Source organism: Variovorax sp. TBS-050B (genome assembly GCF_029893635.1).
Taxonomy (GTDB): Bacteria; Pseudomonadota; Gammaproteobacteria; order Burkholderiales; family Burkholderiaceae_C; genus Variovorax.
In genome coordinates this window covers 419,347-433,966 of sequence record NZ_JARXYR010000001.1, presented here as the reverse complement: position 1 = coordinate 433,966, position 14,620 = coordinate 419,347, and the positions used below count along the sequence as shown (strand labels likewise).

The window sequence follows — 14,620 nt, the reverse complement described above, 5'->3', positions numbered from 1 at the left end:
CCACCTGGCCGGCGCGAGATTTACCATGCACCTATGTTTGTTTCGCGAATATTGCCGGGGTTCTGGGGGCGGGGGCACGCTTGAGGCCGCCCGGCGGACCCGTCGCGCGGCTGCTCTGGCGTGCTCTGGCGCTCGTGCTCGTCGCGCTCGGCGTGATCGGTGCCTTCCTGCCGGTGCTGCCGACGGTGCCGTTCCTGCTCGCCGCCGCGTGGGCCGCGGGCCACGGCTGGCCTGCGCTCGAACAGCGGCTGCTGGCACATCCGCGCTACGGCGAGTACATCCTGCGCTGGCGGCAATCGGGCGCGGTGCCGCGCCGCGCGAAATGGGCCGCGACCGTGATGATGATGCTCAGCACCGTCGTGCTGCTGACGACCGGTGCGCCGATGGCGGTGAAGATCGGCGCGCCGCTTTTCATGGCGGCCGTGGCGGTCTGGCTCTGGCGGCGGCCCGAGCCCTGATCAGACGACGTCGGCCGGGCCGGTCAGCACGCGCTGGTATTTGCCCATCGCCTCGAGCGCGACGCCGAGCCAGCGCGCCACCTCGTCGATGCGCGCGCCACGGCGCAACTGGCGCAGCGCGAAGGTGTGGCGCAGCACGAAGGAGCCGCCGCTGCTGGCTTCGATGCCTGCTTCCTCCAGCACCTGCTTGGCGGCGACGTACTGCGCCTCCTTGCTCCAGGGCTTGCCGGTGCGCGTGGCCGGGAACAGGAAGTCGCCCGCGATCTGTAGCTCGGCCCGCACCTTGAGCCAGTGCTGCAGCAGCTCGCCCGCCCATGGCGCGACCGGCGCCTCGCGCGCCGGCGAGTTGCCGTTGCCGGGGACCGCGAGTTTCCACGGCCGGTCCCGGCGGCCGGCGATCTGCGAGGTCGGGGCATCGAGCCGCAGCACCCGGACGTCGCCGGGCGCAAGCCCCGCGCCCAGTTGCAGCGCCACGGCCACGCGATTGCGCAGCGCCTGCCAGCTCAAGGCACTCCAGCCCTGGCTCGCGGCGCCGGGCCGCGGCCGCGCGCTCGAAAGGTAGGCGATGAGGTGCTTCGCCTCCGAGACGGAGAGGAACTCCGGCAGCGGATCGGCCCGCGCCGAGTCTGCATAGCGAACCGCCGGCTGTTCCGCGAGCCAGTCGGCGGCCGCGGTGTTGGCGGGTTCTCCGAGGGTCTCGGCATGGTGACGGAGCACCCGGTCGATCAGCCGCAGCAGGCGAAGCGCGTAGCGTGGCGACAGCGACAGGTCGGCGCTCTTCATGCCGAAGCGTGCCTGCTGAAAGGCCGACAGGTCGCTGCGGCCGAGCGACGCGAGCGTCACCGCGGGCGACTGGCCCAGACACCAGGCCGTGAAGCTGCCCCACATGTCGCGGTAGACCGCGACCGAAGAAGGAAGCCGCAGCGCGCCGTTGTCCTGCTGCGCCGCCAGCCAGGCATCGAACGCGGCCTGGTGCGACGTGGCGGAGGGCTCGGCGAAGAGGGGAAGGGATGCGGCCATGAAAATACGCTAACGGCGGGCGGTTGTGGTTCTGGATGGCGGTCTGTCCAGACATTGAATCGCCAGCCGTTAGTGTATTTTAGGAGGTTCGGTCCATGTACTTCGCCCTGTTCACCGACTGCTTGATCCCGGCGTGAGGCCGGCGCTGTTGATGACGCGGCAGAGGTCGTCGAACTCACTCGGCCCTGAGCCGCGCATACGACTTCATTGGAATGCCTCGGCCGATTCGTGGCGCACCAGGTCAACGGCGCGGTCGAGACTCCGCGACCACCTGGCAGGCGGCACAGCGCATGGCGGTCGGCCGCACGAGCAGCCGCTCATAGGGAATCTCCTCGCCGCAATCGGCGCAGATGCCGTAGCTGCCCTCGGCCACCCGCTGCAGCGCCCGTTCGATCTCGTGCAACCTGCGCCGGTCGATTTCGATCTCCGCTTCGCGCAGCTCTTCGATCCGCGCCGCTTCGGCGTCGTCGGTGCGCCCATGCACCTCCCGCATGCCGGCGCCTGAACCCTCGAACGCGAGCGCAGCGGCTGTGCGCAGCTCCTCCAGCACATCCTCCTTCATGGACTCCAGTTGGTGGACGAGCAGATGTCGATCGGTGGCATTCAGGTGCTTCATGGTCTTGTCGTTGCGGGGAGTTGAAAAATGGAAGTCGATGCCGCGGCGGGCGACGCCGGCCGTCGCACGGCGACATAGGCGAGGCGCCTGTCGCGCATGACCAGCAGCGCCACCGGCCGATCGCCGGGCCGCACGCGCGCCAGCGCCTGCGTGAACTGATCGACGCGGTCGAGGCGCTGGTCGTTGATGGCCACGATGAGGTCGCCGGCGCGAATGCCTTCGCTGCGCGCGGCGCCCGCGGCCTCGCGCACCAGCAGGCCGCCGTCGATGCCGCGCTGCGCCAACTGCGCGGCGGAGAGCTCGCCGAGCCGCAGCCCGAGGCCGTCGTTCCATTCGGGCGCGGCGTTGTCGGGCGGCGGCGCTTTCGCGGCGCGTTCCTCCGAGGGCGTGACCCAGAGGGTCCGCTGCACACCCTGGCGCCAGACCTCCACGCGGCTGCGCTCGCCCGGCACGCGGTCGCCGATCTGCCGCAGCAGGTCGGTCAGCCGCGAGACGGCCAGGCCGTCGAAAGCGGTGACGATGTCGCCCGGCAGCAGGCCCGCCGCATGCGCCGGACCCTGGGAATCGACGCGGACCACCAGCGCACCGGCGCCCGAAGGCAGCGCGAAGGACTGGGCCAGCGCCGGCGTCAGCGCCTGGAACTCGGCGCCCAGATGCGCGCGCCGCACGGTGCCGGCGGCGCGCAGCTGGGTCGCGATGCGCATCGCCAGGTTGATCGGCACCGCGAACGAAAGCCCCATGTAGCCGCCGTTGCCGCTGTAGATCATCGCGTTGATGCCGACCACTTCGCCGCGGCTGTTGAAGAGCGGGCTGCCCGAGCTGCCGGGGTTGATGGCTACGTCGGTCTGGATGTAGGGCACGTCGCCACCGCCGCCGACGAAGCGATCGACCGCGCTGACCACGCCGGCGGTGACGCTGCCGTGGAATCCGAACGGCGCGCTGATCGCCGCCACCCAGTCGCCGGGCGCGAGGCGCGAGGAGTCGCCGATCACCGCAGTGGGAAGGCCGGTGACGTCGATCTTGAGCAGGCCGACGTCGGTCCGCCTGTCGAGCCCCACCACCCGGGCCGCGAAGCGCCGCCCGTCGTCGAGCCGGACCTGGGCTTCGTCGATGTTCGCGACCACGTGCGCACTGGTCAGGATCAGCCCGTCGCCGCTCACGATGAGGCCGGAGGCGAGATCGCGGATCTGGCTGATGCGCACCCCGGTGCGCAGCGGCCAGGCCAGGCGGTCGGCGAAGTCGTGCTCCGGCGCGATCTCGAGGTCGATGTCCTCGGGACTCTGGTCGCGTCCGATCCGCAGCGTGCTGATGTCGACGACCGCCGCGCCTCGGCTGGCGGCCAGCGGGGCGAACTGCGTCGAGGGTGCGGCAACGTCGCCATCGTTACGCATCACGGCCGCGGGCGCGGCAGCGGGCGGCGACGCCGCGGCGCAGGCCGCCAGCAACGCGGCCAGGCCGGCCGCGAACGCTATCGCGAAGATGCGCCGGCGCGGTGATTGAAGCGCTGCTGCGGATTCTTTGCTCATGCGGCCTGCGGCGAAAGCGCCATCGGGCGCACCGCGTCCTGCATGTCGCCGGCGCCGCGCACGGCGTTGCCGAAGGCCTGCAGCCGCGCGGCCAGGCTGCCGCTGTCGACCTCGCGCATGGTGAATGCGGTGTCGAGGACCGGCGCCCGCCCGAGGATCCGCGCGATCTCGGCCGCCGCGTTGGGTGCCCCGCGCCCGCCCATGACCGAGACGACGGCGACTTCGGGCAGCTGCGTACACCGCTGGCCCACGAAGCTGCGCATCGGTCCCGCCAGGCGTTCGGCCCAGATCGGCGACACCAGCACCACCGTGTCGAAGTCCGCCGTCCTCGGCCCCTCGTAACGAATCCGCGGGTGCCGGCGGAAGAAGGAATCGAGCAGGCAGCGCCAGTTGCCGAGCACCCCCGCGCGCGGGCGGATGTCGGTGATCTCGCCCATGGGCCAGCCCTGCTGGCTGCACAGCAGTTGCGCCAGCTTGCGAGAGGTTCCGGTGCAGGAGTAGACGACCACGAGGATCCTGTTCATTGCCGCTGTCCTTGATGTCTGAATGGAAATTCAATGTAGGCCGCGAAAGCGGCGCCGGGCTTGCGCTGCATCAAACAAAACCGCGCATGGCGGCCGGCGTTCGGGTGCTCGCCGCTTTGATCTGGCGCAAGGGCGGTCGCGGAACGGCACGTCAACATGCGCCATCGGACATCCACAACCAAGGAGCACCCATGAAGATCCTTCTCGCCGTCGACGGCAGCGCCTACACCGGCCGCATGCTCGACTACCTCGCCACGCACAAGGAGTGGTCGAACGCCGGCCACGCCTTCACGGTGTTCAATGCGGTGCTGCCGGTGCCGCATCGCGCGGCGGCCTTCGCCGGGCCCGAGCTCGTGCACGGCTACTACGAAGAGGAAGCGCGCGCGGTGCTGGACCCCGTGCGCGCCGCGCTCGCCGGGCACGGCATCGAAGCCGCATCCGCCCACAAGGTGGGTCATCCGGCGGACGAGATCGCCACCTTCGCCGAATCCGGCAAGTTCGACCTGCTGGTGATGGGATCGCGCGGGCACGGGGCGCTGGCGAACCTGGTCGTCGGTTCCGTGGCCATGAAGGTGCTGGCGCGCTGTTCGGTGCCGGTGCTGCTGGTGCGCTGAGACGCGGGGGCCGCTGAAGGAGCTTTCGATGCAGAACCCCAGATCCATCCTCCTGCACCTCGACGGATCGGCGCGTACCGGCGATCGCATCGCGCTCGCCCGCCGCGTCGCCGAGGCCTTCGATGCCGAAGTGACCGGTGCGCCCTGCACCCTGCCTGCGCTGATGCGCTATCCCTTCGCGCTCGCGGGTGCAGCCGAAGCCGTGGCGGTGATGCGCGAGACCGACAGGATCGCGCGCGACCGGATGCGCGCCACCTTCGCCGCGCAGGCCGCCGGCTCGCCGCGCATGCACTGGACCGAGCCGGAGAGCGATGGCCCGTGGCAGTTCGCGCGCCGCGCGCTGTACGCCGACCTGCTGATCCTGGGACAGCATGACGCCGAGGATCCGCTGGCGTCCGAGCTGCCGGACGACTTTCTGTCCAGCCTGCTGGTGGAGAGCGGACGGCCCGCGCTGATCGTGCCGTATGCCGGATCCTTCGGCCTGCCGGGCCGCACCGTGCTGCTGGCCTGGAAGGAGACGCCCGAAGCCGCACGCGCCATGTCGGCGGCGCTGCCATGGCTGCGCCGGGCGCAGCGTGTGCATGCGGTCGGCTATGGAGAAGAAGCCGCGGCGTCGCTGCCGAAGTTGCAGGCCTGCCTCCAGGCGCACGGCATCGCCGAGGTCTCGCTGCACGCGGGCGGCGCGGAGGAGGGCGATGCCGGCGGCCGGCTGCTGTCGCTGGCGGCCGACGTGGACGCGGACCTGCTCGTGATGGGCTGCTATGGCCACAGCCGGGCGCGCGAATGGATCCTCGGCGGCGCCACGCGGACCATCCTCCAGGCCATGACCGTGCCGGTGCTCATGTCGCACTGACGGCGCGCTACCCACCGGCATCGGAACGCGCCACGCGCGCACAGGCCGGCGCCGCGGCCGGCCTCGGATAATCCGCGCTCCTCCACGCCGAGCGGCGCCGGGCATCACCCGGCAGCCGCACCACAGCGCCCCCACGCAGTGCCACACCGATCCGCCGAACCCGTCCTCGTCGAGCGCGCCGAGCCGAGCGCCACCGCACCGGCCCTCTCCGACCTCGACCGCCTGCGCTTCGACCGTCCGCCCGCGGGTCCGCGCGGCGGTGCGGCGCGTCTGCGCGGCCATCCGCCGTTCCTGCTCGACGAGCCGCGCATCCTCGCCGCGCTGCACCGCATGGAGGCCGACCTGATGCAGCCGCCATCGCTCGACGAACTGGCCGCCGGCTGCGGACTCGGCCGGTCGCACTTCCACCGGCTGTTCAGCGAAACCATGGGCGAGACCGTGGTCGCCCTGCGGCGGCGGCGGCAGCTGGAGACGGCGGCGATCCACCTGCTCGCGGGTGCGCAGTCGGTGCTCGACATCGCGGTGGGCGCGGGCTACGGCAGCATCGCAGCCTTCTCGCGCGCCTTCCAGCGCCACTTCGGCCAGCCGCCCACCCTGTACCGCAGCGCCGCGCGACGCGCGACGCCGCCCGTGGAGCCGCGTCACCATGCACTGGCCCGCCGTGCCCGCGTGCAGGTCTGGCCGGCGCCCGCCCTGATCGGGCTTCGCTTCCATGGCGGCTATGCGCGCGTGGAGGCGTTCTGGCAGCGCTTTGCCGACGAGGTGGCGCGCATCGGCCTCGACGCCGAGGCGCTGGAGCTCGTCGCCATCACACGCGACAGCCCCGAGATCACGCCCGAGGCGCTGATCCGCTACGACTGCTGCTTCGTCGACCCAGGGTTGCCCGAGCCGCTGCCCGCGCCGTTCCGCCGCTGCACGGTGCCGGGCGGCCGCTACGTGGCGCTCGAGCACCGTGCGCCTTACCAAGCGATCTTTCCGGCCTATCGCGCGCTCGCCCACGTGTGGCCGCTCGCCCATGGCGAACCGTTGGCCGAGGCGCCCGCGGTGGAGCGCTATCACGCGCCGCCGTGGCGGCACGTGGGGCGGCCGCAGAATCTTTCGATCATGGTGAAGCTGCTGTAGGCAAGTGGCGCCTGCAGCCTCGCTCACGCCGAGGCGGAAAGCTCGGAAGCGAAATCGCGGTACGACCGCAGCGGGCGCCCGAGCAGCGTCGTCAGGCGCGCCACGTCCCCGGGCTCCGGCTCCATTCCTTCCGACAGAAAGCGTTCGCTCATGAGGCGCATGTCGTACGCCATCCAGCTCGGCATGAAGTTCCGCAGGTTCTTCTCGAAGCCGGCGGTGTCGTCGCCGCCGTAGGCGATCGGGCGGCCCAGCGCCGCCGACCAGATGCCTGCGACGTCGTGGCCCCTCAGCGTGTCGGGGCCCACCAGGTTGAGGCGCTTGAGCGGCGATGGCTCGGACCGCGCGCGGTCGAGCAGTTCGACCGCGGCGATCTCCGCGATGTCGCGCGTGTCGATCATCGCGAGCCCCTTGCTGCCGATCGGCATCGGATAGACGCCATGGCCGAGCACCACGTCCTTGACCGTGAGGTCGTTCTGCATGAAGTACGCGGGCCGCAGGATGGTGGCTCCGAAGCCCATCTGCTCGAGCATCCGCTCCACGCCGAACTTGCCCGCGAAATGGGGAACGTTCAGGTATCTGTCGCTGTGGATCACCGAGAGGTAGACGATGCGCTCGATGCCCGCATCGCGCGCCAGGTTGAGCGCGACCAGGGCCTGCGTGAACTCGTCCGGCACCACGCCGTTGAGCAGGAACAGGGTCGAGACGCCCGTCATGGCGTGGCGCAGCGCGTCCACGTCCAGCAGATCGCCCTGGACGATCTCGACGCCCGCAGGAAAGCTGATCTTCGACGGATCGCGCACGAGCGCGCGCACGGCGGCACCGCGGCCGACGAGTTGTTGAACGACTTGGCGGCCGACGTTGCCGCTCGCGCCGGTGATGAGGATGGTCATGGAATTGCTCCGTTTCGTTGAAGGAGCCTCGATCTTCGAAGTTCCATCCATGGACCGATAGCCCTTATATTTGGACACCTCGTCTCACGCATGGAACACATGGACTTCCTGGCACTGGCCGACTTCAACCTCGTCGCGCGCCACGGCGGCTTCGGGCGCGCCGCCCGAGAATCCGGCCGGCCCAAGGCGACGCTGTCCCGCCGCGTCGCCGACCTGGAGAGCGGGCTCGACCTGCGCCTGTTCGAGCGCGGTGCGCGCACCCTCAAGCTCACCGAGGAAGGCCGCGCGCTGCACGAGAGGACCACGGTGCTGCTGACCGAACTCGACGAGACCGCCGCAGCCATCGCATCGGGCGGCGGCGCGCCGCGCGGGCGCTTGCGGGTGAATGCGCCGCTGCTCTTCTCGCAGGCGGCAATGGGCACCCTGGCCGCCCGATTCGCCATGAAGCACCGCGAGGTCCGGCTCGAGGTCACCACGGAGGACCGCACCGTCGACATGGTGGAAGAGGGCTATGACCTCGTGATCCGCGTCAATCCCGACCCCGACGTGCAACTGGTGGGACGGGTCTTCCTGCGGGACCGGCTCGTCGTGGTCGCGAGCCCGCAGCTCGCAAGGCCCAAAGGCACCGCGCCCGTACCGGCCGTGGTTCGCGGCAGCAGCGAAGCAGGAGACCCGCACCCGACATGGGCGGTGACCGCCCGGTCACGCACGAAGCACATCGCCGTGGAACCCGTGCTGCGCCTGTCCTCGCTGTTCATGGTGCGCGATGCGGCCCGGGCGGGCGTCGGGGCCGCGCGGCTGCCTTTGTCGCTCGTGTCTCAGGACCTCGCCGCAGGCAGGCTGGTTCGCTGGGGCGATGTCGGCGGGCCGGAGATCGCGCTCTGGGCGTTGTATCCGTCCCGCAGGCTGCTGAGCCCGCGCGTTTCGGCATTTCTGGACTTTCTGAAAGAGGCATTTCCCACGGGATCGCCGGAGGAGCTGGCGGCGTTCATCGATTGAGCGCCGTGAGAGAGCCGGTCGACGGCAGCGTTCAGCGCGATCGGCCAATCTTCAACGCGCGGTTTTCAGCGCCGGATGCGACGCCGCCAGGACTGCGCCTGTTTGGAAATCACGAATGACCCGAGTTCATCTGATCGAGGGCCCTGTCGGGGCCGGAAAGTCGACCTTCAGCACGGCTCTGGCCGCCAGCATTGACGGCGTGCACATTCCGCTCGACGAATGGTTCGCGGCGCTTTTCAGCCCGGACCGCCCGGACGGCGATTTCGTGCCTTGGTATGTCGAGCGCAAGGAACGGCTGCTGGATCTGATATGGACCCACAGCCGCCGAATACTGGGGTCGGGTCGAGATGTGGTGCTCGAGTTGGGTCTGATCCAGCGGCAGCAGCGGCTTCAGTTCTGTCGAAGGATCAGCAACGAAGGATTCCCTCCTCGCATCCATTTCCTCGACGCTCCGTTGGAAGTTCGTCGAGAGCGTGTTCGATGCAGGAATGAAGAGCGAGGCCCGACGTTTTCGATGGTCGTGCCGGACCATGTCTTCGAGATGGCGAGCAAGCTCTGGGAGCCGCCCGACGAACTGGAATGCGAAGAGTTCGAGATTCACTTCGTGACAGAAGACGCGAAGCGCCGCGCCACGCCTGATGAAGCCGGTCCGCACAAATCTTGAAGACTGGCTGTCGACCGTTGACCTTGTGCGCTTGCAGCCGAGAGCGTCCGCTCTGGCGGTCGACGCGGGCGATCGCTCGCCCGTCCGTACGCGCACACGCCCCCGGACTTCCGGCCGCGCGGTCCTCAAACTTTCTTGCAGAAGAAGGTCGTGCTGCAGAACGCCCCGTCCGGCATCAGCGCGTAGTCGGGCACCACGCCGACCCGGTGCCAGTCCGCGCGCTCGTACAGCCGTTCCGCGTCCCCGCCGGTGGCGGTGTCGAGCACGAGCACGGTCTTGCCTTCGTCGCGGGCGGCGGCTTCGACGGCCGCCATGAGGCGCTGCGCGAGGCCCTGCCGCCGGGCCCGGCGATGCACCAGCAGCTTGGCGACGTCGGCGCGGTGCGGCTGGTTCTCGGGCATGGCGGTGACGAGCTGGACGGTGCCGACGATCGCGCCGTTCGCATCCTCCGCCGCGAGCAGCACGCGCTCGTGGCGGGCCACGCCTTCGGCGACCTGGCGCCAGAAGCCGAGGGCCTTCTCGCGCGGCAGCGGGCCCATGAAGCTGACGGACGCGCCGCCCTCGACGCAGTCGATCAGCACGTCGGCCAGCGCCTCGATGCTGGCGGCGGCCTCGTTGGCGCCGAGGCGGCGGATGGTGAATGGGGCCGGGGCGGCAGCGGTCATGGATTTTTCCTCGCGGGCAGGGTTGGGAATGCAATACGGGCGGGCGGTGCGGCCGGGTTGGTGAGTGCGACCAGGTAGCGCGCGGTCGCGGGGCCGGGGTTGTGGAACACGATGGGCTGGTTGAGCTGCATGCACAGGCAGTCGCCGGTCGCCAGCAGCCAGGGCGTGTCGCCCACGGTCAGCGCCATCTGCCCTTCGATGACCCAGATCTGCTGGTGGATCTCGGCGTCGTGCACCGCGGAGTCCAGGGCGATGCGCTGGCCGGGCGGAAACAGCACCTCCACGAGTTGCAGCGGCGAGGGCGCGGGCGGCGACAGGCGGCGGCGCACGTAGCCGGAGGCGGGGTCCTGCCACAAGGGCTGGTCGGCGAGGCGGATCAGCGGCGAGGGCGGCGTGCCGTCGCTGCCGTCCGCGGTGTCCTCGAAGAAGGCGGCGAGCGCCACGCTGAGTCCGATGGCCAGCTTGTCGAGCACGGCGGCGGTAGGGCTGCTCTGCGCGCGCTCGATCAGCGAAATGTTGGAGCGGCTCACGCCGCTGCGCTCCGCGAGCGTTTCGAGCGAGTAGCCGCGGGCGCTGCGCAGTTCGCGCAGGCGCCGGGCGATGCGGGTGTTGATGTCCATTCCGTCAGTTTAATGGAATTGATTCCATAAAACTGGATTTTCGCCGGCCGCCGCGTGATCGGACGAACGATCAAATGTTTCCGAGTGTTTCTAAAGACACTGGCGCCGCATGAACATCATCCATCGAACCCTCTGGAACCCGACCCTGAACGCCTGGGTGGCCGTGTCGGAACTCGCGCGCTCGCGCGGCGCAAGCAGCGGGGGTGCCACTGCGTCGCGCGCACTGGTCCTGGCCGCGGCGGCTGTGCTCGCGCTTCAAGCCCTGCCCGGCCAGGCTGCCGGGGGCGACGGCGGGCCCGGCGTGCCGGGCTTTCCAGGGTCGAACGGGGCGGTGGGCGGCGCGGGCGGCACGTCGGATCATCCGGACGGCGGAGCCGGCCAGTGGCGCTTCTATGGCGGCACGGGCGGCGGCGGGGGCGGCGTCAGCCTGGTCACGGGCGAAGGCGGCAGCGGTGGCCGCGGGGGCGACACCCAGTACGTCAACGAGGAAGGCGGCGCGGGCGGCATGGCCGGCGCGGCCGCCCCGGGGCAGCGCGACGGCGGTGCCGGCGGCGGCGGTTTCGGCGGCCCGTGCAATTGCGGCGGCGGCGGCGGCGGTGGCGGCGGCGGGGCCTTCGGCCATGTGCTCGCCACCGACGGCGAAGTCGCCGCGAATGCGCTCGGCGGCAAGGGCGGCACCGGGGGCGACGGCAACGTCTACGGCGGCGGCGGCGGGCAGGGCGGCGGCGGAGTGCTGGTGAGGGGCGCCGGCGTGACGATCATCTCCGGGCAGAGCCAAGGCGGCGCGGGCGGCAAGGGCGGCATGGCCACCTACGGCGGCGGCCACGGCGGCGATGGCGGCTGGGGCGTGGTGCAGCGCGACGGCGGCTCGCTCTGGAACCGGGGCATCATCGACGCCGGTGCGGGGGGCGACGGCGGGAGCTCCTGGCGCACGCTGGACGTCGTTCCCACGGCGCCGGGCCTGGGCGGCGAGGGCGGCGTGGGCGTGCTCGGCAGCGATCTGCTCATCGTCAACGAGGGCGGGATCGCGGGCGGCAACGGCGGCCTGCACGGCACCAGCGCGGTGCCCGCGCCCACGGACGGCAGCGGCGCCGCAGGCGGCGTGGGCATCGTGGGCACGCGTGTGCGCATCATCAACCGCGGGGTCATCGCGGGCGGTCTCTCGGGCCACCCGGATGCGGCGCAGCGCGTGCGGGCCAACGCGATCGAGCTGTACGGCGGCGACAACCGGCTCGAACTCGCCGTCGGCTCCGTGCTGCTCGGCAACGTCGTCGCGAGCGGCGCGAACAACACGCTCGCACTGACCGGCTCGGGCGCCGAAGGCAGCAGCTTCACCGGCTTCTCGCGCATCGAGACCGGCGAAGGCGCGATGTGGGCGCTCGGCGGCCCGATCGCGCCGGACGGAAATCTCACGATCGACACCGGCGCGGCGGGGGTGCTCGGCCTCAGCGGCGCCGTGTCGGGCGCCGCCGCGGCGTTGATCAAGGAAGGCGCGGGCACGCTGGTGATGGCCGCGCCGAACAACACCTACGGCGGCGGAACCTTCGTGCGCGCGGGGACGCTGCGCCTCGCCACCGCGAATGCGCTGGGCAGCGGCAGCCTGAGCGTCGATGCGGGCGCCTCGCTGGCCATGGACGGACACGCCCAGACCGTGTCGGCGTTGCAGGGCACGGGCGGCACGATCGATTTCGGCACCAACGGTGCGCTGACGGTGAACCAGGCGACCGCCACGGCCTTCGACGGCGACTTCACCGGCATCGGCCTGCTGACGAAGACGGGCACCGGCGCGCTCACGCTCAACGGCTCGATCACCGGGCGCGGGACCGGCGTGGCGATCAGCGGCGGCACCCTGGTGCTGAACGCGGCCAACACGTACAACTTCGGAGGCGTGGGCGGCGCCACGCTGCTCGGCGATGCGCGCCTGGTGGTCGGCAACAGCCGGGCGCTGGGCGACAGCCGGCTCACCGTGGGCTCGCCGAATTCGGTGCTCGGCGCCAACCGCGACCTCACGCTGGCGAACAACATCGACATCAACCGCAATTGGAACGCCCATCTCACGGTCGACACCGAGGTGGCGTTCACGCTCAGCGGCGTGATCCGCGACTTCCTCGGCACCGGCGGGCGGCTGACGAAGACGGGCAGCGGCAGCCTCACGCTCTCCGGCGCCAATACCTACACCGGCGGCACCGCGCTCAAGCAGGGCCGCCTCAACCTCGGCCACGACCAGGCGCTCGGCACCGGCGCGCTCGCGATGGACGACGGCACCACGCTGGGCTTTAGCGCCGACGGCCTCACCATCGCCAACGCGATCGAACTCACCGGCAGCAACGATCCGGTGATCGACACCGGCGCCTTCGGCGCCACCCTGGCCGGCGCGATCAGCGGCGGTGGCTTCATCACCAAGCAGGGCACGGGCACGCTCACGCTCTCGGGCGCCAACACCTACACCGGCGCGACCGATGTGGCGCAGGGCATCTTGCGTGCGGGTGCGGTCAACAGCTTCAGCGCGGCTTCGGCCCACAACGTGGCTGCCGGTGCGACGCTCGATCTCGCGGGCTTCAGCCAAACGGTCGCCTCGCTCGCCAACAGCGGCACCGTCTCGCTCGCGGGCGCCACGCCGGGCACCACGCTCACGGTGCGCGGCAACTACGTCGGCAGCCACGGCGTGCTGCGCCTGGGCACCGTGCTCGGCGAGGGTGGCACCTCGGACCGCCTCGTGATCGACGGCGGCACGGCGAGCGGGCGCACCACCGTGCAGATCGCCAACCTCGGCGGCCTGGGCGCGCTCACGAGCGGCAACGGCATCGAAGTCGTGACCGCGCAGAACGGCGCGACCACGACGGCACAGACCAGCAAGGACGCCTTCGCGCTTGCGGGCGGCCATGTCGATGCAGGCGCCTACGAATACCGCCTGCATGCGGCCGATGCGAGCGGCGCAGGCGAGAACTGGTACCTGCGCTCGACGGCGGTGGTGGTCCCGCCGGCGATTCCTCCCACCAACCCTGCCGAACCCGCACCAGCGCCGGCACCGGCACCGCCGCCCCTCGTCGTGCCCGCCTACCGCGCCGAAGCCTCGCTCCACGCCGCCTTGCCGAGCCAGCTGCGCGAGGGCAGCCTTGCCATGCTCGGCGACCTGCGCCGACGCGTCGGCGACGACGATGCGAAGGGCGATGCCCGCGGCGCGCGCCGCGCGTGGGCGCGCGTGCTCTCCACCGACCTCGACATCCGGCAGGGCGGCACCGTCTCCCCCACCAGCAGCGGCCGCCTCACGGGCGTACAGGCCGGCACCGACCTCTTCGCCGCGCCGAACTGGCGCGCCGGCCTCTACGTCGGCCAGATCGACGGCGATGCGCACGTGCGCGGCTTCGCAAGCGGCCTGCAGAATCTTTCGGTCGGCCGCAACGACCTGCGCAGCCAGTACCTCGGCGTCTACGGCACGTTCACGAGCGACAGCGGCTTCTACGCCGATGCGGTCGTGCAGTCGGGCCGCCACCGCGCCACGGCCGAGACCATGTTCGGTGCCGGCAGCACGGTCAAGGGCCACAGCCTGCTCGGCTCGCTGGAAATTGGCCAGGCCTTCGCGCTCGGCGCGGGCGGCTGGCAGATCGAGCCGCAGCTGCAATTGATCCACCAGCACATGGACCTCGACAACACGGCCATCGCGGGAGCGGTGGTGCAGCCGCGCGCGGACAGCGGCTGGATCGCGCGCGCGGGCCTGCGCGTGAAGGGCGAGATCGCGACCGGCCTCGGCACGCTACAGCCCTATGGCCGCGTCAATGTCTATCGCAGCTCCAGCGGCATGGACCTCGCGCGTTTCGTGAACGGCGCCACGAGCACCGACATCGTCGCGCCCACGGGCGGCACGAGCACCGAGCTCGCGGGCGGCTTCACGCTGGCACTCGGGCCGACGACCAGCCTCTACGGCGAGATCGGCGGGCGCTGGGCCTCGGGCGGCAAGGCCAGGGTCGGAAGCTCGGTCAACGGATCGTTGGGCATGCGGGTGAAGTGGTAGGACCATCGCCGCCCTGCGGCTGCAGCGCGCCGCCTGA

14 protein-coding genes are annotated in these 14,620 nt (G+C 71.1%); 7 read left to right on the top strand and 7 right to left on the bottom strand.

Annotated elements, in window-relative coordinates; translation table 11 throughout:
- The first annotated feature begins 80 nt into the window (after window positions 1-80).
- Complete coding sequence (locus M2165_RS01995) at window positions 81-458, top strand: YbaN family protein (protein WP_280812988.1); 378 nt, start codon at window positions 81-83, stop codon at window positions 456-458.
- Here M2165_RS01995 and M2165_RS01990 read toward each other — a convergent pair whose 3' ends face one another.
- The 4 genes from M2165_RS01990 to M2165_RS01975 all read right to left on the bottom strand — a co-directional run bounded on the left by M2165_RS01990 (window position 459) and on the right by M2165_RS01975 (window position 4,144).
- A complete protein-coding gene (locus tag M2165_RS01990; protein ID WP_280812987.1) occupies window positions 459-1,478 on the bottom strand; it encodes a site-specific integrase in 1,020 nt (339 codons plus the stop codon).
- A gap of 241 nt (window positions 1,479-1,719) precedes the next feature.
- Window positions 1,720-2,094 (bottom strand): TraR/DksA family transcriptional regulator, encoded by a 375-nt coding sequence (locus M2165_RS01985; RefSeq protein WP_280812986.1) that lies wholly within the window; start codon window positions 2,092-2,094, stop codon window positions 1,720-1,722.
- A complete protein-coding gene (locus M2165_RS01980; RefSeq protein WP_280812985.1) occupies window positions 2,091-3,620 on the bottom strand; it encodes a trypsin-like peptidase domain-containing protein in 1,530 nt (509 codons plus the stop codon). The genes M2165_RS01985 and M2165_RS01980 overlap by 4 nt, the downstream gene beginning before the upstream one ends.
- A complete protein-coding gene (locus tag M2165_RS01975; RefSeq protein ID WP_280812984.1) occupies window positions 3,617-4,144 on the bottom strand; it encodes a flavodoxin in 528 nt (175 codons plus the stop codon). Before M2165_RS01975 ends, M2165_RS01980 begins: the two co-directional genes overlap by 4 nt.
- A 191-nt stretch (window positions 4,145-4,335) precedes the next feature.
- On the opposite strand from M2165_RS01975, the gene M2165_RS01970 reads away from it, so the two are divergent.
- From M2165_RS01970 to M2165_RS01960, 3 genes are all read left to right on the top strand, one after another.
- The gene (locus M2165_RS01970) at window positions 4,336-4,758 is read left to right on the top strand and encodes a universal stress protein (protein ID WP_280812983.1); all 423 of its coding nucleotides are present in this window, start codon (window positions 4,336-4,338) and stop codon (window positions 4,756-4,758) included.
- 28 nt (window positions 4,759-4,786) lie between these two features.
- A complete protein-coding gene (locus tag M2165_RS01965; RefSeq protein ID WP_280812982.1) occupies window positions 4,787-5,611 on the top strand; it encodes a universal stress protein in 825 nt (274 codons plus the stop codon).
- A 138-nt stretch (window positions 5,612-5,749) separates the two neighbouring features.
- Complete coding sequence (locus tag M2165_RS01960) at window positions 5,750-6,733, top strand: AraC family transcriptional regulator (RefSeq protein ID WP_280812981.1); 984 nt, start codon at window positions 5,750-5,752, stop codon at window positions 6,731-6,733.
- A gap of 23 nt (window positions 6,734-6,756) precedes the next feature.
- Here M2165_RS01960 and M2165_RS01955 read toward each other — a convergent pair whose 3' ends face one another.
- Complete coding sequence (locus M2165_RS01955) at window positions 6,757-7,623, bottom strand: NmrA/HSCARG family protein (RefSeq protein ID WP_280812980.1); 867 nt, start codon at window positions 7,621-7,623, stop codon at window positions 6,757-6,759.
- Between the two features lie 99 nt (window positions 7,624-7,722).
- Between M2165_RS01955 and M2165_RS01950 the strand changes: the two genes are divergently transcribed.
- Together M2165_RS01950 and M2165_RS01945 are read left to right on the top strand one after the other, a co-directional pair.
- The gene (locus M2165_RS01950) at window positions 7,723-8,622 is read left to right on the top strand and encodes a LysR family transcriptional regulator (RefSeq protein WP_280813161.1); all 900 of its coding nucleotides are present in this window, start codon (window positions 7,723-7,725) and stop codon (window positions 8,620-8,622) included.
- A gap of 115 nt (window positions 8,623-8,737) precedes the next feature.
- Entirely contained in the window at window positions 8,738-9,286 is a 549-nt protein-coding gene (locus tag M2165_RS01945; RefSeq protein WP_280812979.1) for an ATP-binding protein, read from the top strand.
- A gap of 125 nt (window positions 9,287-9,411) precedes the next feature.
- Here the strand turns inward: M2165_RS01945 and M2165_RS01940 are convergent, their stop codons facing one another.
- A complete protein-coding gene (locus tag M2165_RS01940) occupies window positions 9,412-9,951 on the bottom strand; it encodes a GNAT family N-acetyltransferase (protein ID WP_280812978.1) in 540 nt (179 codons plus the stop codon).
- Complete coding sequence (locus tag M2165_RS01935) at window positions 9,948-10,571, bottom strand: XRE family transcriptional regulator (protein WP_280812977.1); 624 nt, start codon at window positions 10,569-10,571, stop codon at window positions 9,948-9,950. The genes M2165_RS01940 and M2165_RS01935 overlap by 4 nt, the downstream gene beginning before the upstream one ends.
- Window positions 10,572-10,680: 109 nt before the next feature.
- On the opposite strand from M2165_RS01935, the gene M2165_RS01930 reads away from it, so the two are divergent.
- Window positions 10,681-14,583, top strand: coding sequence for an autotransporter outer membrane beta-barrel domain-containing protein (locus M2165_RS01930; RefSeq protein WP_280812976.1), 3,903 nt, complete (start codon window positions 10,681-10,683; stop codon window positions 14,581-14,583).
- The last annotated feature ends 37 nt before the right edge of the window (window positions 14,584-14,620 follow it).